We start from the raw sequence: 22,556 nt of genomic DNA, 5'->3' as shown, positions 1-22,556 counted from the left end.
CTACATTCCTTGCTTATATATGTTATTATCTAACTTCACGCTATTGTTTAGCATCGCGTTACCGCCTTTTTGAACTTTATTTTGCCCTGAAGTAACTATTGTCGTTCCAGGTTTTATGCCCTCAACTAGAGCTAGGTTATTTCTAGTCTCTAAAACCTTAACATTATCTTGACCAACTTTATATAACGTTTTATCTAGAGTGATTGTTTTCATCCCACCACCAGCTGTAGAGGTATATGATACTTTCTCAGGCTTACCGTCTTTATCTAATACAGGCTTTAATGTATACACCGACTCACCATATAAGCTATATGATATTGCATTTCTTGGGATGACAATAGAGTCTTTCTTTATTGGTAGATTCACATGTACAGTTAAAAACATTCCTGGAACTATTTGATGTTCGGGATTCTTATATGTAGCTTGGACAATGATTGATCTATTTGAGTCATTAATAAATGAGTTAATAGCTGTTATCTTTGCAGTGAATTTCTTACCAGGATATGAGTCTGAAAAGAAGCTAATATCTTGACCAACTTTTATCAAGCTAACTCTATTTTGAGGTACTGAAAATGTAATGAAAATAGGGTCTATCTTTGTAAGGGTCGCAGCATTATCACCATTGTTAAAGTACTGACCTAAACTTATATTTCTAATACCTATCTTACCATCAAAAGGAGCTTTAACTTCTTTAAAGCCAATTTGTGATTCGATATTCTGTACTTGGGCTAAAGCCGCTAAGTAGTCTGCGTTGGCTTTATCTGCAGTTTCTTTTGATGTTGCTCTTTGCTCAACAAGTTTGTTATAACGATCTGTAGTAATCTTAGCAAGTTTTAGTTTTGAAAGAGCTTCCTCTAAGTTTGCTTTTAATTGGCTAGTATCTAATTTGAAAAGCAGATCTCCTTTTTTAACTTCTTGACCACTTTTGAAATTGATTTCGCTAACAATTCCGCCTGACTGTGATGAAATTTGAGTTGATTGGATTGCTTGAGCTTCACCAATTGTATTAATGATTTGTTGCCAGTCTGATTTTTTTACAACTGTTGATGTAACAGCTACAGGTTGTGGTACATACGAAGCCATGCCTTTTTTAATCATACTTTGCACAAACTCTGCAAAACCAAAAATACTTCCGAAAATTAGTAAAGTAGCAATAACCACTACAACAGAAGCTACATTTTTATTCTTTAGTTTAGCAAGCAGTGATCTTACTTTATTTATTTGAAATATAAAGTATGCTATTGCTAAAGCTAATCCTAATTTACCTAAAATTAGCCAGGCAATTATGACTGTTATTACGCAAAAAATAGCATAATTTTTTTTGTTAGCGTTTATCTTTTGTTTAAAATTTTCAAATGTTTTCTTGAAGTCCACAGTTTTATCTCACTATTTTTTAAATATTTTTATAAAAAAACCAATACAATTGACCATTAGTAAGCAGATGAAAAATATCAGGCTATAAACAGCCAGGCTATACCCTGATATCTGCTCCGAGATTTCTGAGCAGCTTTCAACTGAACCTGTAACTGATTTAGTTACGTCAAGTAAAAATGGATTATCTATACCGCCGCATGAGCCAATGTTTGTCGTTGTTGGCGCATTCGTAAAGTATTGCAGATGCACCTGATCAGCAGCTATATATAATCCCATTATTATTATTGCTATTATTATTATTCTAATAATTAATGAAAAGGTTCTTGGAGATTTTTTTATCCAACCAAGGATGCTAAGAATAAATATGCATAACACTGAAAACTGTTGCAAAAGACACATAGGGCATGGCTTCCATCCAAGAATTGTCATTGTAAGCACAATTGCACACAGAGTTAAAGCACACACTATTGTATTGATAGGAAAAATATAACTATCTAATTTTTTCATTCTGCTAACTTATATACATATCAAAAAAAGGGTTTTCGTAATTGTATCATAATTTTAAATCGTTTTTTATAGTATCAATATATAGATTAAGTATGGTTGTTTTTAAATCTTTTTTAGGTGTGGTAGAGGTTATCTTTTGTATATCTAGATTATTGATGGTATTAATAGTATTTTCTAGTAGTTTATAACTTCTTAATGTTTTAGTTTTAGTAATATTTTTATACTTTAAATATGTATCAATACTATTTTTGAATAGCACCTTGTCTCTTAGTAAGTTTGCACTTTTAATTAGCATGAATACTTCTTGAGCATCTAATTGCTCTTCAAGTATTTGCTTTATATTTATTGTTGCTGTTAGCATTTTAAATTGCTTATTTGTTAGAAGTAACTCTTCTTTTAGGAGGTTTAGGTATTCTTTAGGAGTTGCTAAAAAGCATAGAGTGATTTTTTGAGTTGTATCTAAATTTATGTAACTAGAGTTACTAAAGAATGTTGCATTAGGTATTAGGCTAAGTAAATTATCTACTGTAGGGAATACATTTTTTAATGCCGCTAATTCGGCTAATGTTTCAAAAAAAATCTTTGGATTTGAAAGAGCTTTAATGAATTCTATGTGTAAACGCTCTTTAGTCAGAAAGCTAAGCTCATCAGTTTGTGAGAGCTTTTTTACAAGTTGTTTTGTCTCAGGAGCAATTGAAAAACCAAAAACAGAAAGCTGTGCTTTAAATCTAGCTAAGCGGATAACACGTAAAGGGTCTTCAATAAAAGCACATGAGGTGTGACGTAAGATTCGGTCTTTAATATCTTGTTTGCCATTAAAAGGGTCGATTATATTGTTATTTATATCTATAGCTATTGAATTGATAGTTAGGTCTCTACGCTTTAGATCATCTTCAAGGGTAATATCTTTTGAAAAGATAGTCTCAAAGCCATGATATCCTTTAGCCACTTTTCTCTCAGCTCTAGCAAGAGCATATTCCTCTTTTGTTTTAGGATCTAAAAAGACCGGAAATGAGGCATTGATCTTTATATATCCGGCAGCTAGCATCTGTTGTTCTGTTGCTCCAACAACTACCCAATCTTTGTCTTTATATTGTAGGCCTAATAGCTTATCTCTAACTGCACCACCTACTAGATATACTTTCATCATTTAAGCTGTTAAGTTTGCTTAGCTTTATATTAACAGAAAAACGTGTATAATAACTCGTTACTTAATGTTGTTATATAAGCAATTTTTTATAAATTATGGGAAATATGATTGATAAAATAGACCTTAAATCTGAAGGTCCGGGAAATCTTAGTGGCGAAATGTCAAATAAAGAGAAAGTAACAACTCTTTACAAGAGATTGTTAGGCCAAGTTAAACACCTTTGGCACTTTTTAGTTTTAGCTGCGATAGGGAGTATTTTTTTCTCAGCGGCTGATGCTTCGATGATATACCTTATAAATCCTATACTAAACTATGGTTTTGGTGCTGGTGGTGATGTTACTAAACAAAGCGCTAGCATTTTGATGTTAATGGGTGTTGGTATGGTCGGCCTGCTGACGCTACGTTCTGTAGGGTCCTTTTTATCAAGTTACTTTATAGGTTCTTTAGGTCAAAAAGTAGTATATAAATTCAGAAAAGATATTTACAAAAGATTTATGGATTTGCCAGCTACTTTTTTTGATAAACACTCTTCTGGACAAATTATTTCAAGACTTTTATATAACGTTGATCAGGTTACAGAAGCTACATCAACAGCTATTATTACAGTAGTTCAAGATGGTACTTTTGTAATAGGTCTTGTAATTGTGATGGTAGTTTCAAGTTGGCAGCTATCGTTGTTTCTTATTGTTGTGGGTCCGTTTTTAGGTATATTTATATCATTGATAAATAAAAAATTCAGATCTTTAAGTAGAAATACTCAGTCATCTATGGGTAATGTTACTCATACTGCAGAAGAAACTCTTAGAAACTATAAAGAAATAAGAATATTTGGAGCACAAGGTAAGCAGCAAAATAAATTTTTCAAAAACCTTGATTATACTTATTCTCAGCAAATAAGAACAATTGCTCTAGATTCTTTGACATCTCCTGTTATCCAAATTATAGCGTCACTTGTTTTAGCTCTCTCGCTATTTACAATTGCTATTTTTGGAACTAATGAGGGAGGTGGTTCTTCTTGGTTGACAGCTGGTTCATTTGCATCATTCTTTGCTGCAGCGGCAGCAATTTTAAAACCAATTAAGAACCTTACTAAAGTAAATGTAGTTATTCAAAAAGCTGTAGCAGCAACTGAAGATATTTTTTATATTCTTGATTATCCAGCTGAAGAAGAAACTGGTAAAAAAGAGCTTAAGAAAGTTTCTGGTGATGTAAGTATCAAAGATGTAAGTTTCGCATTTAGTACACTTAATGTTTTAAATGGTGTAAGTGTTGATATTAAAGCTGGTGAAACAGTTGCCTTTGTAGGTAAGTCAGGTAGTGGAAAAACTACACTTACAAGTATTATCTCAAGATTCTATACTCAGCATAAAGGGCAAATATCTATTGATGGTGTAGATACTCGTGAATTATCGCTTGAGAATTTAAGATCTCATTTATCGATGGTTTCTCAAAACGTTCATCTATTTGATGATACTGTGTATAACAATATTGCTTTTGGTTTATCCAGAGATGTTTCAGAAGAAGAAGTTGTCGATGTGCTTAAACGAGCAAATGCGTATGACTTTGTCCAAGACTTACCAGAAGGTATGCATACAAATATTGGTAATAATGGCTCTAAACTTTCTGGAGGCCAAAGACAAAGAATATCAATAGCAAGAGCTTTACTGAAAAATGCGCCAATATTAATATTTGATGAAGCAACTAGTGCATTAGATAATGAGTCAGAAAGAGTCGTTCAGCAAGCTCTTGAAAGTTTAACTAAATCATGTACAACTATAGTTATTGCTCATAGATTAAGCACTGTTGAAAGTGCTGATAAGATTGTTGTTATGGATGGTGGAAAAGTTGTTGAATGCGGTAAACATGAAGAACTCCTAGAGCAAGGAGGACTTTACACAAGACTATATCAGTCAGGGCTTGAGTAATTAAATGATAGATAAATTTTGGTATCAGAGAAATCCAAATTTATTAAGTTATGTTCTAAAGCCTATTTCTATTATTTTTTCTAGGGTTGCTACTAAGCGCAAACTTAAACAGCAACAGAGTCAATATAAATCAAAAATACCGGTTGTCGTTGTTGGTAATATATCTGTTGGTGGCACAGGCAAAACACCTGTAGTTAGAAAGTTAGCTCAAGAGTACTTATCAAAAGGTAAAAATCCTGCAATTATTAGTCGTGGTTATGGTGCAAAAGCAGAAAGCTATCCTTTTGAAGTCAATATAAACACTCCTGCTAGTCAGTGTGGTGATGAACCTGCAATGTTGTATGATGCTTTAAATGCACAAGTTCCAATAGTTATCTCACCACAAAGAGTAGACTCTGTAAAATATATCGAAGAAAAATATCCAAATACTGATGTTATAATCAGTGATGATGGCCTGCAACATTATAAGCTAGCAAGAGATAAGGAAATCGTTGTTGTCGATGCCAGTAGAATGTTTGGTAATCAGTTATGTATTCCTGCAGGACCTCTAAGAGAGCCTGTTGAAAGACTAAAGTCTGTAGATGAAGTTATTGTAATTGGCAACTGCTCTGAGAATGATAAGAACTATATACGAAATTATAACCAGAATATTACTTTTGCTAAGATTGTGGCTACTGAGTTTGTAAGCCTAATATCTAGTGAGAGAGTCTCTAAGGGTAAATTTTCAGATAAAAAAGTTACAGCTGTTGCAGGTATTGGTAATCCGGAGAAATTTTTTGAAACTCTAGTGCAAAATAATATTAAAATTGAAGATAAAAAAATATTCAAAGATCATCATAAATTTGTACAACAAGACTTTTCTAATATAAAAGATAATCAAGCAGTTATTATGACATATAAAGATGCCATTAAGTGTAAACCTTTTGCTAAAGATAATTGGTGGTATTTAGATATAGAATTACAATATAGTCTTTAAAAATTTTATTTTCTGTATTTGAGTAATGTAAAATCTTACCAAGTTGGTTTGTATTTATAATTATTTGAAAAACAAAAAAGTTACGATCAGTTATTGGCTGAAACAGTCTTTTAGTGAATTGTTTGTTAATTCTAAAAAAATATATTTTAAAGCTAAATAAACCTCATATATACAATTAATAAGCTCAATCAATTTGCTATACTTTGTTATATATATTACTATTTACACTGATGTAAATACTCTGATAAATTTCTATGCAAAAAATAGTTCTAGTAGACGGCTCATCTTATTTATTTAGAGCCTACCATGCGTTACCAAACCTTTCTAATAGTCAAGGAGAGCCGACAGGTGCTATTCTTGGAGTAATCAATATGCTCAAGAAACTACCTGATATATACAATACTAAATATGTTGCAGTAGTTTTTGATCCAAAAGGTAAAAATTTTCGTCATGAGATGTATCCTGAATATAAAGCTAATCGTAAAGCGATGGATGATGAGCTAAGGGTACAAATTCAACCTCTTCATGAAATTATCAAAAAAATGGGTTATCCGCTTATCATAAAAGATGGTGTTGAGGCGGATGATGTTATAGGGACTTTAGCTAAAGATCTGGAGTCACAAGGTTATGATGTAGTTATTTCTACCGGCGATAAGGATATGGCTCAGCTAGTTACTGAAAAAATTGTGCTATATGATTCGATGAAGAATGTAACTACAGATATCCCTGGAGTTTTAGATAAATACCAAATTCGACCTGATCAAATAATAGACTACTTAGCTCTTATGGGCGACTCTTCAGATAATATACCAGGAGTGCCTAAAGTAGGTCCTAAAACAGCGGTTAAGTGGTTACAAGAGTATGAGAATATTGATGGTGTTATAGAGAACGCTAATGAAATAAAAGGTAAGGTTGGGGAGAACTTACGTAATAATATTGAACTTTTAAAACTCTCTTATCAGTTAGCTACAATCAAATGTGATCTTGATCTTAGTTTGTCCATAGAAGATCTTAAATGTCAGCAGGCCGATGTAAAATATTTAGCAGAGGTTTTTGCTAAATATGAATTTAACTCGTTACTTAGAGGTTTAGATATCGACAACACAGGGTCTTCGAGAGAAGAACAAGTTGATAAATCTACTGAAGTAGAAATTGATTATAAAACAGTATTATCATTACAGGATTTTGATGATTTAATAGCAAATTTAAAAAATAGTGATATTTTCTCTTTTGATACTGAAACTGATTCTTTAAATACATATGAGGCTAATTTGGTTGGTTTATCTTTTTGTGTCAAAGAGGGTGTGGCTTATTATATCCCTGTGCAACATAGATACTTAGGTGTTCCCCAACAGCTTGAGCTTGATGTGGTATTAGAGAAGTTAAAACCAATATTTGCAGATACTAAAAAAGCTAAGGTTGCGCATAATTTTAAGTTTGATGAGAAAGTGCTATCAAAATATGAAATTGATATTAAAGGTCAAATCCACGATACTATGATCATGGCTTATGTACTAAAAAGTAGTGGTAAGCATGATATGGATAGTCTTTCTAAAGAGCATCTAGATATTTCACCAGTACCATATAGTGAGATAGCTGGTACAGGTAGAAAACAACAAACTTTAGATCAAATAGAAATTGAGAAGGTTGCAGAATACGCTGCTGAAGATGCAGATATTACTTTTAGACTTTTCAATCATTTTGATAGATTGCTTAAAAAAGAAAAAGTCCTTCATGGCCTATACTCAGAAGTTGAGATGCCTCTTACTCTAATTCTCAATAATATGGAAAAGATAGGTGTGAAGATTGATGCAGATAAGCTGATTGAGCAAAGTGCAAACCTTGAGAAAAGCATAGGTGAAATTCAAGAGCAGTGCTATAAGCTTGCTGGGCAAGAGTTTAATTTATCATCTCCTGTACAATTAAGAGAAATTCTTTTTGAAAAGATGGAGATTCCAGCTGTTAAAAAAACTGCCAAAGGACAAGCTTCAACATCTGAAGAAGTGCTAGTTCAACTAGCTGAGGAGTATGAGATAGCTGCATTAATTATGAAATACCGCCACTTATCAAAGCTAAAAAATACTTATACCGATAAGCTTCCTAAAATGTTAGATAGCAACTCAAGGGCTCATACTTCATATAATCAAACAGGAACTGTCACAGGAAGACTATCATCTTCAGATCCAAACTTACAAAATATACCAATCAAAAGCCCTGAGGGTCGTAAAATCAGACAAGCATTCATTGCTGAAGAAGGATGTTGTGTAGTTGCTGCAGATTATTCGCAGATTGAACTTAGAATCATGGCACATTTATCAAAAGATGAGAATCTTCTAAAAGCTTTTAACGAAGGGCTAGATATCCACAGTGCAACAGCTGCTGAGGTTTTGGGTATCCAGCTGGATGAAGTTTCAAGTGAGCAAAGAAGAAGGGCAAAAGCTATAAACTTTGGTCTTATCTATGGTATGAGTGCTTTTGGTTTAGCAAAACAGCTTGAAATACCTCGTGGTGAGGCACAAGAATATATCGATGTATATTTTAACCGTTATCCAAAAGTTAAAGAATATATGACTACAGCTAAAGAGTTCGCTAAAAAAAATGGCTATGTTGAAACAATACTAGGTCGAAGACTATACTTGCCTGAAATTAGTTCAAGAAATGTAATGCAAAGAAATGCTGCTGAAAGGGCTGCTATTAATGCGCCAATGCAAGGAACAGCCGCTGATATTATAAAAAAAGCAATGATAGAGGTTAACACTGTGATTTCACAGGAGTATAATAGCGAAGTTAAAATGGTAATGCAGGTTCATGATGAGCTGGTTTTTGAAGTTCAAAGAACTAAAGTTGAAGAAGCTTCTGCAAAAATAAAAGGTATAATGGAACAAGCTGTGAAGCTTAGTGTACCTTTAGAAGTCAATGTCGATACTGGTGATAACTGGGATCAGGCACATTAAATATATTAGGATTTATTATGCTATTAGTAATGGATGTAGGTAACTCTCATATACATATTGGAGTTTTTGAAGGTGAGAAAATAGTTAGTCAAATTAGATATGCTACATCATCAGTTGATTCAACTTCTGATCAGATGGGTGTTTTTTTAAAGCAAGCTCTAAGAGAAAATTCTGTAGATTTAAATAGAATTAGTGGTTGCGCAATATCATCTGTAGTGCCACACCTGAATTATTCATTAGGATCAGCTGTTATAAAATATTTTGATATAAAACCATTTTTTATTAGTATGGATAATACAGGACTTGATATGTCAGCAGTTGAGGCTCATCAAGTAGGAGCGGATCGAATTGCTAGTTGTATTGGAGCTTTAGCAGATCACCCAGATAGAGATTTACTAATAATTGACTTAGGGACAGCAACGACGTTTGATGTTGTTACCAAAAATAGAAAGTATCTAAGTGGCTCTATTATGCCAGGTGTTAAGCTTTCATTAAATGCTTTATGTCAAGGTGCATCGCAGTTGTCATCAGTGACTATTGTAAAGCCAGAAGTTGCTATAGGTTATGATACGAAAACTAATATTCGTTCAGGACTATATTATGGTCATTTAGGTGCGCTGAGAGAGCTTAAAAACAAAACTTTAGAAGAGTTAGATAGTGATAATGTGTATACTATAGCAACTGGTGGTTTCGCTAGTTTATTTAAAGATGAAGGAATATTTGATGAAGTATCTCCTGATTTAATTTTACGTGGAATAAGAATCGCGTTTTTAGAGAATAATTAAAATCAAAAAGGTTTTATAAATGTTAAAAAATAAAAAAGTAGTTGTTTTACTCTTTGATTCATTTGGTATCGGTGAAGCACCTGATGCTTTACAATTTGGTGATCAAGGTTCAGACACTTTAGGGCATATTGTTGAGTATTTTAGTAAAAATGGTATGAGTATTAAGTTACCAAATCTATCAAAAAGAGGGCTTAAAGCTGCAGCTGAGCATAATAGAAAGGCTCCACTAGCTCAAGATATTTCTGGGGCTGATGATAGTGTTATAAACTCGAAGTATGGTTATTGCGCTGAGATAAGTAGAGGCAAAGATACTCCTAGTGGGCACTGGGAGCTTGCTGGTGTACCAGTTATGTTTGATTGGTATTATTTTACAGCAAAAGAAGACCAAAGTTGTTTTGATCAAGAGTTCATAGATAAGTGGATAGAAAGAGCGGGACTTAAAGATGGCTTCATAGATGCAGGACATGCATCAGGAACAGAAGTTCTTAAAGAGCATGGCTGTGAAAGTTGTGTAACAAAGAAGCCTATAGTATATACATCAGCAGATAGTGTCTTTCAGGTAGCTGCTCATGAGGATTATTTTGGTTTAGATAAGTTACTAGAGATTTGTAAAGTTGCTCGAGAAGTTCTTGATGAAATGGGTATGAAAGTTGGTAGGGTTATTGCACGTCCATTTATTGGAGAATCTGCTGACGAGTATGTTCGTACAGGTAATCGTAAGGATTTCTCAATTTTACCTCCTGCACCAACTTTATTAGATAAACTAAAGCAAGCTGGTGGAAAGGTTGTTTCGATTGGGAAAATTGCTGATATTTATGCAAATCAAGGTATTAGTAAGCAGCTTAAAGCAACAGGTCTAGAAGAGCTTTTTGATAAAACAATATCTGAATATAAGTTAGCAAAAGGAAATACACTTATATTTACTAACTTTGTTGATTTAGACTCAAGTTATGGACATCGTAGAAACCCTAAGGGTTATGGTAAAGCCTTAGAATATTTAGATGGAAGAATTCCTGATCTAGATAAACTTTTAGATGATGATACTATTGTAGTATTAGCTGCAGATCATGGCTGTGATCCAACAGCTCCAGGCTCTGATCATACAAGAGAATGTGTGCCATTTTTACTTTGGGGCAAAAATATAGACTCTGAGTTCATTGGTCAAAGAGATACGTTTGCAGATATTGGCCAAAGTATTGCTGACTTTATGGGCATCGAGCCATTAAACTTTGGTAAATCAATTTTTGAGAAAACAGATGGTTAGTAAAGAAAAAATAGTATCACTTATGGATTTGACGCTATTAGGTGATAACGACACAGATAAAGATATCCTTAAGTTATGTTCTAAAGCTAGAAATTCTCTAGGAAGTGTTGCAGCTTTATGTGTATTCAAAGAATTTATTCCAATAGTTAAAAAAGAGTTAGGTGTAGATTTTAAAGTTGCTACTGTAGTTAATTTCCCTAAGGGTGATGCTAATCTAGAAGATGTTCTTAGTGAAACAAAACAAGCTTTAACACTAGGTGCAGATGAGATTGATTTAGTTATAGATTATAAAGAGTATATTAAAGATGGTGAATCTGAGAACTCAAGAAATATGGTTTCTCAGGTTAAAGAGCTATGTAATGATAAAACTCTTAAAGTAATAATAGAGTCTGGAGAGCTACAGTCTCTAGAACTGATTGAAAAAGTATCATCTGATGCTATAAAATCAGGGGCTGACTTTATAAAGACATCAACAGGGAAAACTAAAGTTGGAGCAACTCTTGAAGCTGCTGAGACTATGTTGAAAACTATTGAAAAGCTAAACAAAAAGGTTGGATTTAAGGCCTCTGGTGGGATAAGAGATTGCTCGCAAGCAGTTGCATATGTTGAATTAGCTGATAAGATACTCAGCAATAATTATGTAAATCCAAGAACTTTTAGATTTGGTGTAAGTGGTCTTTTAGACAACTTATTAAATAACTTAGGGCAAGAGAATAATGATTACTAAATTAATGTTTTTTATTTTAGGCGTGGCAACTGTTTTTATTTTATCTTTTTTGTGGAGTAGTGATAGAAAAAAGATACGTTATAACTATCTGGCAATAATATTAGTTGTACAAGTATTGTTAGCTTATTTCTTATTAAGATCCTCTATTGGTGAAGATATAGTTGGTGTTATCGTTAGCGGTTTTGATGTGTTGCTTAAGTGTGCTAATGATGGAACAAGATTTATTTTTGGTTCTCTTACTGGTATGGATGGCGGACATATATTTTTCTTCACTGTTGGTATGCCGATAGTTCTTATGTCTGCATTAATTGGTATTTTGCAGTACTTTAAAATATTACCTGTCATTATTAAGATAGTTGGTTTTATTTTGTCTAAAATTACGGGTATGGGGAAGTTAGAATCATTCAACGCGGTAAGTTCATTATCTGTTGGTCAATCAGAAAACTTTATTGCGTATAAAAAAATTATAGGACATTTACCATCAAATGTTTTATATACGATGGCAGCGACAGCTATGTCTACAGTATCTTTAGCTATCTCAGGTGCGTATATGCAAATGCTGAGTGTTAAAAATGGCTTTGATCCTAAGTTTGTGATAGTTGCTATGGTAATGAATATGTTTGGAACATTTTTTGTTCTTACGGTTATTAATCCATATGAGAAATCAGAAGATATTAGCTTTGATAACTTACATGATACATATGATGAAACACCTGAAAAGCAAAGCTTTTTTGAGATGTTAACAGAATATATATTAGACGGTTTCAAGGTTGCTGTAATTGTATGTGCAATGTTGATAGGTTTTATAGGTCTAATAAGTTTACTAAATACATTATTTATCTCTATCTTTGGTATATCTTTTACAGGGGTATTAGGTTATGTTTTTTATCCATTTGCATGGATTTTACATGTTCCTAATAATGAAATTCATTTAGCTGGCCAAATCATGGGGACTAAGATAGTTACGAATGAGTTTGCTGCAATAGACTTTATGGTTAAGCATGCTTCTGAATTAAGTTCACATGCAAAAGCTGTAATATCAGTTTTTCTTATCTCTTTTGCAAACTTTGCATCGATAGGTATTATTATTGGAGCTATCCAAGCTCTTAGCAAAGAGGCATCTGTTAAGGTTGCTAGATTTAGTTTAAAAATACTTTATGGCGCAACTTTAGTAAGTTTGTTATCTGCTGTTGTTGTTGGTTTGGTTGTCTAAAAAAGGTGTAAAAAGTGCAAAGTAAGTTTATTGTTATAGAGGGTCTTGATGGTGCTGGTAAAAGTACAGCTATTGACTTCATAAGAAAATATTTACAACAAAAGAACTTACCTGCTGTTTATACTCGAGAGCCTGGTGGGACAAAAATAGCTGAAGATATCAGGAATCTAGCTTTAAAAAATTATACAGATGAAATGGTACATTGTGATACTGAACTACTTTTAATGTATGCAAGTAGACTACAACATGTACATAGTCTAATAAAGCCATCTTTAAGCGATGGTTTGAATGTCGTTTCAGATAGATTTTATTGGTCAAGTATGGCTTATCAAGGTGGTGGTAGAGGCATTGATCTAAAAAAAGTCAGGGCCTTAAATGATAATTTTCTTAAGGATTGTGAGCCTGATCTAATTATATATCTTGATATTGATCCTATTATGGGGTTACAGCGTGCAAAAAAAGTAGGAGACCCTGATAGAATAGAGCAGGCTGGCCTTGAGTTTTTTAATAGAACGAGGGGTGTTTATAAAGAGCTTGTTAAGGCTTCAGATCAAGCAGTAGAAATTGATGCTTCTCAATCTATAGTAAGTATCGAGAAACAAATATATCAAATATTAGATAATCATTTTAGTTTTTAAAATGAAATATTTTTAGTAAACTTCTTTAATTAAATTATTATATCAAGTTATAAAAAGTAAGAATCATTATGAGTGAATATTTAAAGGAAATTGCAAAGCGTAGGACTTTTGCGATTATTTCGCATCCAGATGCTGGTAAAACAACTATTACAGAGAAAATGCTACTTTTTGGAAACGCTATTAAAACAGCAGGAACCGTAAAGGCAAAAAAAAGTGGTGTCCATGCAACATCAGATTGGATGGAAATGGAGAAACAAAGAGGTATCTCGATAACTACCTCCGTGATGCAGTTTCCATATAATGATCGAGTAGTTAACTTACTTGATACTCCAGGACATGAAGACTTTTCAGAAGATACGTATCGTACGCTTACAGCGGTTGACTCTGCATTGATGGTTGTTGATGCTGTTAAAGGTGTTGAGGATAGAACTATTAAATTAATGAATGTTTGTCGTCTTAGAGATACTCCTATTGTTACTTTTATGAATAAGTTTGATAGAGATACTCGTGATCCTCTAGAGCTTCTTGATGAAGTTGAAGACATTCTTAAAATTAAATGTGCTCCAATGAACTGGCCTATTGGTATGGGTAAATACTATAAAGGTGTTTATGATCTTTATAATGATGAGGTTACTTTATTTGAAACTGGCCATGGTCATGAGATTCATCCTTATAAAAAGATTAAAGGTTTAGAAAATGCCAAAGATGCGATAGGTCTAGATTTATATGATGATCTTGAAATGGAAATTGAACTTGTCAGAGGTGCAAGCCATGAATTTGATGAACAAGAATTTTTAGAGGGTAAGCTTACGCCTGTATACTTTGGTACAGCATTAAGTAACTTCGGTGTCAAAGAGATGATGGATGGTTTTACAAAATATGCCCCAGCACCGCAACATCGTGAAACTGATCAAAGAAATGTTCAAGCCGATGAGGAAAAACTAACAGGTTTTGTTTTTAAAATCCAAGCTAATATGGATGAAAAGCATAGAGATAGAATAGCATTCTTTAGAATTTGTTCTGGTAAGTATGAAAAGGGGATGAAAATTTTTCATGAAAGAACAGGGAAAATGATGCAGATATCAAAAGCTTTAACATTTATGGCTGGCGAAAGAGAACAGGTCGAAGAGGGCTATGCAGGAGATATTATTGGTTTACACAATCATGGTAGTATTCAGATAGGTGATAGTTTTACTCAAGGAGAGAAATTAAAGTTTAAAGGAATACCAAACTTTGCTCCTGAGATATTTAAAAGAGTTAAGCTAAATGACCCTCTAAAAATGAAAGCGCTACAAAAAGGTTTGGTACAGCTTTCTGAAGAGGGAGCTACACAAGTATTTAAACCTATTATATCTAATGATTTAGTTGTTGGGGCTGTAGGTGTTTTGCAATTTGATGTTGTTGCTCAACGCTTAGCAACTGAATATAATGTTAAGTGTTCTTATGAAGGTGTAAACGTTGCTTTAGCACGTTGGATCTTTTGTGATGATGACAAAAAGCTAAATGATTTTAAAAAGAAATATGAAGGAAACCTAGCATATGATGGTGCTGGGTATTTGACTTATCTTGCACCAACAGGTGTTAATTTGCAGTTAGCTCAAGATAAAAATCCAGATATTATCTTCAGTGCAACAAGAGAGCATTAAAATCATATGCTTTTTAAGTAGAAAAAATATGCTATAATTTTTAAGTCTTTGTATTATAAGTTATTAGGGTGCTAAATGTTTAAGAGTATCAATAAAATTCTTATTGCTGGAGTTGCTTTAGCAGCTATTCAATCAGCCTTCTCAATGGAAATATATACTGTTAAGCCAGGAGACTATTTATATAAAATAGCAAAAACTCATTCAGTAAAAGGGATAAGTAACTCTGAATTAACAGATGCTATAAAAGGTATAAATAAGTCAGAGATACCTGGTATCGTAGATAATCGTATAAAGATAGGTGATAAATTAGCTATTCCTACAACAAAGAGCGAAGTTGAAGATGGCTTAACTTTAGTTAGAAACCAGATGATTCAAGGGTCATATGGTCAGACAGATAATGATTCCACACCTAAGCCTGCTCCAAGTACTACAACTACAAGTAAGCTTGGTGATAAATCAATGGTTGCTTCAAAACAAGAATTAGCTTCATCTATGCCTAATACATCTGTACCAAATACTATTAGTCAGGATAAAATCCCTGTATTAGTTCCTGGCTCTGAGGATTCTGTGAATAATACGGATATACCTCAAACTTATAGTAGTAATTTAAATAGTGGTATAGATGCTAGTAGTATTAATGAAACAGCTTCTTCAGATAGTGTTGATAGTTCAGGAGGATCATTTTTATCTTCATTATTTAAACTTATAGTTTATATAGTTATTTTAGGTGTATTGTTCTTCATAGCTAAGAAGTACTGGGAAGGTAGAAGCTCTAAAAAAGAGTTGGAGCTAGAGATTCAAGGTAAGAGAAAGCGAGATCATCTAATGTCAAGAATCTCTCCAGTTGTATCTGATAATGATTTTTATAAATCTGAGAGCTCTCATCATCAACAAACTCCACAAGAGGAGTTTGACTTCTTTGCTAATGAGCAAGAAGCAAGCCAACAAGATACCTTAGATTTAGGTCAAGCAGAGACGACTCTTAATGATGAAATTAAAGATCTAAATGCAGATAATCTAGAGAACAGTTACCATAGTCAGAAAAATATTGCGATTAAGACTGATAAAGGTGTGGTATTTGAAACTTCTAGTGATGATGTGATTATCGGCAACGATGATAATGATGTAGAAGAGATTGATTCACAAGAGCAGGAAGAGCAAGAGTTACAATACATAGACGAGCTAATAGAGCAGTATTTGGAAAGTGAGAAATATCTTGAAGCAAGTATTACTATTCAAGATGCACTGGAAAAAAATCCAAATAATGTTGATTTACGCTATAAGCTTTTAGAAGTCTATGCTCAAGCTGGCGATGAAATTGCTTTTGAAGGAGAGGTTCATTTTATTAAATCTAAAAATATTGTGAGCATGTTTGATCCATTACATCAAAAAATAGCTAAACTTAGAGATAAATATTTCGAGTAATTCCAATTAATATACAATTTTTAGAGAATAAAAATGCTTTTTAGAAAAAAAAAGAACATTGAGAGCTCTGATGCTTCTCCTATCGAGTCAGATGATAATAAAAAAGGACTATTTTCAAGACTTCAGTCTGGACTTTCAAAAACCGCAAGTAAATTTGGTGGTGGTTTAAGTACCATATTAATGGGACAAAAAGTTGTAGATGAAGAGCTTCTTGAAGATATTGAAATGCAACTTTTAACTGCTGATGTTGGTGTTGAGGCAACCGATGAAATAGTTGAGCACTTGCGTGAAAAGGTTGCTAGGAATGAGTTACAAACAGCTGATAAGCTTAATGAGATAATTCAACAGAAGCTAACAGAAATAATTTTACCATGCCAGCAACCTCTAGAGATTGATTCAGATAAGACTCCTTATGTAATATTAGTCGTAGGTGTTAATGGGGTAGGTAAAACCACAACTATTGGAAAGCTTACTAAGAAGCTACAGTCTCAAGGTAAATCTGTTATGCTTGCTGCAGGAGATACCTTTAGAGCAGCCGCTGTTGAGCAACTTCGTGAGTGGGGTGATAGGAATAATACCCAAGTTATATATCAGCATGAAGGTGCAGATAGTGCTTCAGTTATATATGATGCAATTACTTCTGCTAAATCAAAAGAAATAGACGTTGTGATAGCTGATACTGCCGGTAGATTGCATAATAAAGATAATCTTATGCAAGAACTTAAAAAGGTTGTCAAAGTTATAAAGAAAGTTGATGGCTCTGCTCCTCATGAAGTTATGTTAGTTGTTGATGCAACTACAGGAGGTAATGCTCTTAGCCAAGCTGAAGCTTTCCATGAAATTGTTGATCTTACAGGTATAACAATAACAAAGCTTGATGGAACTGCTAAGGGTGGTATTATTTTTTCAATTGCTAGAAAGCTTGGATTACCGCTAAGATTTATAGGTGTTGGCGAGAAGATTGATGATCTTCAAGTTTTCAATGCAAAAGACTTTACAAGTGCTCTTTTTAATTCTAAGTAAATTAATAAAAAATCTCTTCGTTCATAATATTTTATTGCTTTAATCTATGAAATATTACAAACTTTGAATAATCTTAATTTATTTAATAGCTTCATATGAGAAGAGGAATAATTTTACTCTTTATCCAACTAATAGCCTCAATAGCTTTTTTTATTGCTACTGTAATTATAGCCAGATATCTTGGGCCAGAAGATTTTGGTGATTTCTCTGCTGCCTATAGTGTCGCATCAGTTGCGTATATGATAGCTCTCTTAGGAGCAGATGTTATAGCAACTAATGTAATAGCGGTATCTATTAAAGCTCAGAAAGAAGGACAAATAAAAGCTTTTGTCATATATGTATTTATTATAGTTGCTCTTTTGAGTATTTTTTACTATATAATGGCTGTTTGTACTTATTGGATCTCAAAAAATGTATTTCTATTGAAATATACTCATCCTGTTTTTATTGCTGTGATTTTTATTCCTGTTATGGCATTAACATTTTTTTTCTATCGAGTTTTAATTTCTTTTTCAAAACCTATACTAGCAAATGCTTTATTTAAGATACTTATAAACTTATCTATGCTTTTCCTAGCAAGTTTAATGTTTTTTGTTGAATCATTTAGAAGATCGCATATAGCAGTAGTATTATTTATGTTAGCTTGGATTGTTACATTTTCAGTGATGCTATTTATCTTAGCTAAAAGAATGAAAATATTTACCCCAGTTAGAGATAAGATTGAGTATAGAAGCTGGCTTAACTCTGGATTATCTGGGCTACCTTATACTTTGGCATTATTTACTTTGCCATATTTAGCTATTATAGGAGCAGAGGTTTTTTTAGCTAATGAAGATAGTGTGGGAATTTTTGCAACAGCAGCATCATTTTCGCAAGTTATTGCTAATAACTTTATTGCGTGTATACAGTCAGTGGCATTAGCCCCTATTGCAATAGCTATTTATAATAAGAAACTTTTAGATGTTAGAGTTATTCTAAATAAGCATTTTATTATTATAGGTGGTTTATGTATAACACTCGTAGTCATTATATTCTTCTTTGGCAAAGACTTATTGTTGATCTATGGTGAGAAATATACTTCTGGAAGTAATATTTTAACTATCTTTATAATAACACAAAGTATAATTTTGATCGGTTGTTTGGCAGCCCCAATACTTATTTATTTAAAGAAGAATATTATTGTTTTTTTAAGTTCAATTTTACTTATAGTTTTTCTAGTTGGATTTATTAGTGTATTAGGATACGTATTTCAAGAGCAAGGTCTTGCAATAGGAGTATTACTTGCGGTGCTTATAGTTTTTTTATTCCAAAATATCTATGCATATTCATTAACATCTAAAAATTAATTTAAATTTATATGATAATTTAATCTTGATTAAGTTTTATAATTTTTATGCTCAGACATATCTAAGTTTCTAGATTTATAAAATTCTCTGCTATATGATGAAAACTAGTGCTATTGACTCTTTTATCTAAGAGGACTTAGCTCGTATTGTCAATTTTAAGTATGAGGTAAACTTATGTCAGAAGTAAGTAAAGGGAGTGTTAGAGCTCCTTTTTGGGTTCTGTGGACTCTAGAATTGTGGGAGCGTTTTGGATATTATGGTCTACAAGCTATCTTAGCAATATATTTTGCTAAGCATCTTGGCTTTAGTGATGCTGATTCAATGCTAATTTTTGGATCATTTTCAGCATTTTTATATGGAGGCCCTTTGATAGGTGGATGGATAGGTGATAACTATCTAGGAGCAAAAAGAACAATTTTTATTGGAGCGGGTCTTTTAGCTATATCATATTTTTGTTTAAGTATATCCGCAAATTTATCAGAAGTCTTTGGCATTAGTGAGAAAGCAATGGTGATGTATGCCTTAGCAGGTGTTGCTATCGGTGGTGGTTTATTTAAAGCAAATCCAAGCTCTCTTATTTCAAAATTATATGATAAAGGTGATCCAGCATTAGATGGGGCAATGACCCTTTATTATATGGCTATTAATATAGGTTCTTTTATATCAATGCTATTGACTCCTATTGTTGCGGCGAAGTATGGTTATATGCATGCATTCTTTTGCTCAGCTTTTGGTATGCTTTTAGGTTTATTAAGCTATACTATTTTCTATCCTAAAATTAAGCATATCATGACTGAGGCTGGCTCAAGAAAAATGAGCTATTCAAAAATGGTAGTTGTAATTGTTGGAGCTTTTGTTGCAATACTGCTAGTTGGTAATATTCTTGAGAATACTAATTTATGTAGAATTATTGTTGCCGCAATTGCTATTGGTGCATTAATATACTTCTTCATGCAAATGTTCCAACAAGATAAACACGAGCAAAAAAGAATGATTGTAGCTTTGATACTTATTATCCAAGGAATAATTTTCTTTGTGTTATATCAGCAAATGCCGACATCACTAAACTTCTTTGCGGTAAATAATGTTAATACTCATTTTCTGGGGATGAATTTAGAGCCAGAGCAATGGCAGGTATTAAACCCTATAGTAATCGTTTTAATGTCGCCTATCTTGTCTGTTTTGTATAAGAAAGTACCAGGAACACATGTGACAAAATTTTGTTTTGGTATGACTCTTTGTGCCTTAGCATTTTTGGTTTTATATTTTCCTCAGTTTACAACATCTGATGGTATTGTATCTGGATGGTGGCTTGTGCTTAGCTATTGGCTTCAGTCTACTGGTGAGTTGTTAATCTCTGCTTTAGGGTTGTCTATGGTAGCTGAGTTATTCCCGAGAAAAATGGGTGGTTTTGCTCAAGGGATGTGGTTAATTACAACAATGATTGCAGGTCCTATAGGTGGGATAGTAGGTGCGTTAACAGCTCCTCCAGCAGGCCAACACTTCACTAAACTAGAAAGCATATCAGTTTATGGTCATGTATTTTTAGTAATAGGTCTATTTGTTGCAGTTGTAGCTATTATTATGTGGGTATCTCGAGGCTGGTTAAACAAAGTCATTGAGAGTACACGAGCTCATGTTAATGAAACTTTACATAATCCAAATGAAGATTTCTTTTTAGGGAAGAGTCACTAAAATTATATTTATTCCATGAAATTATTCTAAAACTAAATAAATACTCAATTACACATTTGAAAACTATGCTCAGACTTGTTATAGAATGTTTTTCTCGTATTATCTTTAGATTTGCATGCCTTCTTTTGCACTAGGGATAAACATCTTCTATAAAGAATTAAATAGGCTGATTAATTCAGAAATTATCTTTTATATCTGCTGTGACAACTTGTAGATTTATAAAAATTAGTTATATAAGATGAAGAAGAGCGTTATATGCCTACTTCCTTTTTTTTGAGGGAGAGGTTTAATTAAAATATTAATTTTAAATGTAAAGGAAATTAAAATATGTCGGAAACGAATAAGGGAAGTATGCGAGCTCCATTTTGGGTCTTGTGGACACTCGAGCTATGGGAGAGGTTTGGGTTTTATGGTTTACAAGCTATATTAGCTGTTTATTTTACAAAGCGTTTAGGCTTCAGTGAAGGAGATTCTATGCTGATCTTTGGCTCTTTCTCTGCACTTTTATATGGAGGGCCTTTGATAGGTGGTTGGATAGGTGATAACTACCTAGGCGCAAAAAGAACTGTTGCTGTAGGTGCGACAATTTTATTCTTATCATATCTATGTTTAAGTCTATCATCTGTTATAGGTGGTTGGATAGGTGTAAATGGTACATCTATAGTTCTTTACTCTTTAGCAGGTGTAGCTATTGGTGGAGGTTTATTTAAGCCAAATCCAACATCATTAATCTCAAAGCTTTTCAAAAAAGGTGATCCTGCTCAGGATGGAGCGATTACTCTTTATTATATGGCTATTAATATAGGTTCATTCTTTTCTATGTTGATGACTCCTATTATAGCTGTCAAATATGGTTATACACATGCATTTTTAGTTTCTGCCGTGGGTATGTTTTTGGGCTTATTATGTTATACAGTTTTCTATTCTAAGATGTCACATATCTCGAGTGAGGCAGGACTTAAAAAGTTTAGCTTTGCTAAGCTATTTGTGGTTTTAGTTGGTTGTATAATCGCTATTGCTATTGTTGGTAGTATCTTAGAGAAAACACAAGTTTGTAGAATAATAGTAACTATTATTGCAGTAATAGCTATTGTGTATTTCTTTGTAAAAATGGGACAACAAAACTCTCATGAAAGAAAGAGAATGATTGTGGCATTTATCTTAATTATACAAGGTGTAATATTCTTTGTGTTGTATCAACAAATGCCTACATCATTAAACTTCTTCGCTATTAATAACGTTGATAAGTCGTTCTTAGGTTTAACTATTCAACCAGAACAATGGCAGGTATTAAATCCTTTAGTTATTGTTATAATGTCACCGATTTTATCTGTTCTGTATAAAAAGGTTCCAGGAACTCATATCACTAAATTCTGTATTGGAATGACACTGTGTGCATTAGCATTCTTAGTATTATATCTTCCTCAGTTTACTACTTCTAATGGTATTGTATCTGGATGGTGGTTAGTATTAAGCTATTGGTTACAATCAACTGGCGAGCTATTAATATCTGCTCTTGGTTTATCAATGGTGGCAGAGCTTTTCCCTTCAAAAATGGGTGGTTTTGCTCAAGGGATGTGGTTGATTACTACAATGATTGCTGGACCTGTTGGTGGCTTTGTAGGTGCTCTAACAGCGCCTCCATCAGGACAACACTTTACTAAGCTACAAAGTATTGCAGTTTATGGACATGTGTTCTTAGTTATAGGTATTGTTGTAGTTGTGATTGCTATCATAATGTGGGCAATACGTGGTTGGTTAAACAAAGTTATCAATAGTACTTTAGACTATGTACAAACTTTACATAATCCAAATGAAGAGTCTGCAAATTTAATTAAATAATAAAAGTCTCAATTAATCTTCTAATTTTTTGTTAAAATACTTTCAGCTATTTTAAAAATATAATTT

At 33.0% G+C, this 22,556-nt stretch carries 17 protein-coding genes; 14 read left to right on the top strand and 3 right to left on the bottom strand.

The genetic code is table 11. From position 1 onward, the window contains the following. The 3 genes from FIP56_RS09200 to FIP56_RS09190 are packed head-to-tail and all read right to left on the bottom strand — an operon-like array spanning position 1 to position 3,028. Positions 1 to 1,374, bottom strand: a complete 1,374-nt coding sequence (locus FIP56_RS09200) for an efflux RND transporter periplasmic adaptor subunit (protein ID WP_192578610.1) — start codon at positions 1,372 to 1,374, stop codon at positions 1 to 3. A gap of 12 nt (positions 1,375 to 1,386) precedes the next feature. Then, the gene (locus tag FIP56_RS09195; RefSeq protein WP_192578609.1) at positions 1,387 to 1,881 is read right to left on the bottom strand and encodes a disulfide bond formation protein B; all 495 of its coding nucleotides are present in this window, start codon (positions 1,879 to 1,881) and stop codon (positions 1,387 to 1,389) included. 46 nt (positions 1,882 to 1,927) lie between these two features. Next, complete coding sequence (locus FIP56_RS09190) at positions 1,928 to 3,028, bottom strand: CCA tRNA nucleotidyltransferase (RefSeq protein ID WP_192578883.1); 1,101 nt, start codon at positions 3,026 to 3,028, stop codon at positions 1,928 to 1,930. Positions 3,029 to 3,126: 98 nt separating this feature from the next. Here FIP56_RS09190 and msbA point away from each other — a divergent pair, with 98 nt between their 5' ends. From msbA to FIP56_RS09120, 14 genes are all read left to right on the top strand, one after another. After that, on the top strand, positions 3,127 to 4,956 hold the full coding sequence (gene msbA, locus FIP56_RS09185) for a lipid A export permease/ATP-binding protein MsbA (RefSeq protein WP_192578608.1): 1,830 nt from the start codon (positions 3,127 to 3,129) through the stop codon (positions 4,954 to 4,956). 4 nt (positions 4,957 to 4,960) lie between these two features. After that, the gene (gene lpxK, locus FIP56_RS09180; RefSeq protein WP_192578607.1) at positions 4,961 to 5,932 is read left to right on the top strand and encodes a tetraacyldisaccharide 4'-kinase; all 972 of its coding nucleotides are present in this window, start codon (positions 4,961 to 4,963) and stop codon (positions 5,930 to 5,932) included. A 254-nt stretch (positions 5,933 to 6,186) separates the two neighbouring features. Further along, a complete protein-coding gene (gene polA / locus FIP56_RS09175) occupies positions 6,187 to 8,886 on the top strand; it encodes a DNA polymerase I (RefSeq protein ID WP_192578606.1) in 2,700 nt (899 codons plus the stop codon). Between the two features lie 17 nt (positions 8,887 to 8,903). Further along, positions 8,904 to 9,671 carry a type III pantothenate kinase gene (locus FIP56_RS09170; protein WP_192578605.1) on the top strand — a complete coding sequence of 256 codons (768 nt, stop codon included), beginning with the start codon at positions 8,904 to 8,906 and terminating at the stop codon, positions 9,669 to 9,671. A 19-nt stretch (positions 9,672 to 9,690) separates the two neighbouring features. Further along, positions 9,691 to 10,935: a phosphopentomutase gene (locus FIP56_RS09165; protein WP_192578604.1), complete on the top strand. Its 1,245-nt coding sequence runs from the start codon at positions 9,691 to 9,693 to the stop codon at positions 10,933 to 10,935. Next, the gene (deoC, locus tag FIP56_RS09160) at positions 10,901 to 11,662 is read left to right on the top strand and encodes a deoxyribose-phosphate aldolase (protein WP_209451839.1); all 762 of its coding nucleotides are present in this window, start codon (positions 10,901 to 10,903) and stop codon (positions 11,660 to 11,662) included. The genes FIP56_RS09165 and deoC overlap by 35 nt, the downstream gene beginning before the upstream one ends. After that, positions 11,652 to 12,875, top strand: coding sequence for a nucleoside transporter C-terminal domain-containing protein (locus tag FIP56_RS09155; RefSeq protein WP_192578602.1), 1,224 nt, complete (start codon positions 11,652 to 11,654; stop codon positions 12,873 to 12,875). The genes deoC and FIP56_RS09155 overlap by 11 nt, the downstream gene beginning before the upstream one ends. Positions 12,876 to 12,889: 14 nt before the next feature. Then, entirely contained in the window at positions 12,890 to 13,513 is a 624-nt protein-coding gene (gene tmk / locus FIP56_RS09150) for a dTMP kinase (RefSeq protein WP_192578601.1), read from the top strand. Between the two features lie 68 nt (positions 13,514 to 13,581). Further along, entirely contained in the window at positions 13,582 to 15,159 is a 1,578-nt protein-coding gene (locus FIP56_RS09145) for a peptide chain release factor 3 (protein WP_192578600.1), read from the top strand. 75 nt (positions 15,160 to 15,234) lie between these two features. Further along, complete coding sequence (locus FIP56_RS09140) at positions 15,235 to 16,584, top strand: LysM domain-containing protein (RefSeq protein ID WP_192578599.1); 1,350 nt, start codon at positions 15,235 to 15,237, stop codon at positions 16,582 to 16,584. 33 nt (positions 16,585 to 16,617) lie between these two features. After that, positions 16,618 to 17,607, top strand: coding sequence for a signal recognition particle-docking protein FtsY (ftsY, locus tag FIP56_RS09135; protein WP_192578598.1), 990 nt, complete (start codon positions 16,618 to 16,620; stop codon positions 17,605 to 17,607). Positions 17,608 to 17,702: 95 nt separating this feature from the next. After that, a complete protein-coding gene (locus tag FIP56_RS09130; protein ID WP_192578597.1) occupies positions 17,703 to 18,953 on the top strand; it encodes an oligosaccharide flippase family protein in 1,251 nt (416 codons plus the stop codon). A 174-nt stretch (positions 18,954 to 19,127) separates the two neighbouring features. After that, on the top strand, positions 19,128 to 20,648 hold the full coding sequence (locus tag FIP56_RS09125; protein WP_192578596.1) for an oligopeptide:H+ symporter: 1,521 nt from the start codon (positions 19,128 to 19,130) through the stop codon (positions 20,646 to 20,648). A gap of 327 nt (positions 20,649 to 20,975) precedes the next feature. Further along, the gene (locus tag FIP56_RS09120) at positions 20,976 to 22,490 is read left to right on the top strand and encodes an oligopeptide:H+ symporter (RefSeq protein WP_192578595.1); all 1,515 of its coding nucleotides are present in this window, start codon (positions 20,976 to 20,978) and stop codon (positions 22,488 to 22,490) included. The last annotated feature ends 66 nt before the right edge of the window (positions 22,491 to 22,556 follow it).

The organism is Francisella sp. LA112445 (assembly GCF_012224145.1).
GTDB lineage: Bacteria > Pseudomonadota > Gammaproteobacteria > Francisellales > Francisellaceae > Francisella.
This window is presented reverse-complemented; position numbering and strand designations above follow the sequence as displayed.

Bases quoted from the DNA above. Each gene is read 5' to 3' on its own strand.
- FIP56_RS09195 (WP_192578609.1), bottom strand. From the start codon at position 1,881: ATGAAAAAATTAGATAGTTATATTTTTCCTATCAATACAATAGTGTGT.
- FIP56_RS09190 (WP_192578883.1), bottom strand. From the start codon at position 3,028: ATGAAAGTATATCTAGTAGGTGGTGCAGTTAGAGATAAGCTATTAGGC.
- msbA (WP_192578608.1), top strand. From the start codon at position 3,127: ATGGGAAATATGATTGATAAAATAGACCTTAAATCTGAAGGTCCGGGA.
- lpxK (WP_192578607.1), top strand. From the start codon at position 4,961: ATGATAGATAAATTTTGGTATCAGAGAAATCCAAATTTATTAAGTTAT.
- polA (WP_192578606.1), top strand. From the start codon at position 6,187: ATGCAAAAAATAGTTCTAGTAGACGGCTCATCTTATTTATTTAGAGCC.
- FIP56_RS09170 (WP_192578605.1), top strand. From the start codon at position 8,904: ATGCTATTAGTAATGGATGTAGGTAACTCTCATATACATATTGGAGTT.
- FIP56_RS09165 (WP_192578604.1), top strand. From the start codon at position 9,691: ATGTTAAAAAATAAAAAAGTAGTTGTTTTACTCTTTGATTCATTTGGT.
- FIP56_RS09155 (WP_192578602.1), top strand. From the start codon at position 11,652: ATGATTACTAAATTAATGTTTTTTATTTTAGGCGTGGCAACTGTTTTT.
- FIP56_RS09145 (WP_192578600.1), top strand. From the start codon at position 13,582: ATGAGTGAATATTTAAAGGAAATTGCAAAGCGTAGGACTTTTGCGATT.
- FIP56_RS09140 (WP_192578599.1), top strand. From the start codon at position 15,235: ATGTTTAAGAGTATCAATAAAATTCTTATTGCTGGAGTTGCTTTAGCA.
- ftsY (WP_192578598.1), top strand. From the start codon at position 16,618: ATGCTTTTTAGAAAAAAAAAGAACATTGAGAGCTCTGATGCTTCTCCT.
- FIP56_RS09130 (WP_192578597.1), top strand. From the start codon at position 17,703: ATGAGAAGAGGAATAATTTTACTCTTTATCCAACTAATAGCCTCAATA.
- FIP56_RS09125 (WP_192578596.1), top strand. From the start codon at position 19,128: ATGTCAGAAGTAAGTAAAGGGAGTGTTAGAGCTCCTTTTTGGGTTCTG.
- FIP56_RS09120 (WP_192578595.1), top strand. From the start codon at position 20,976: ATGTCGGAAACGAATAAGGGAAGTATGCGAGCTCCATTTTGGGTCTTG.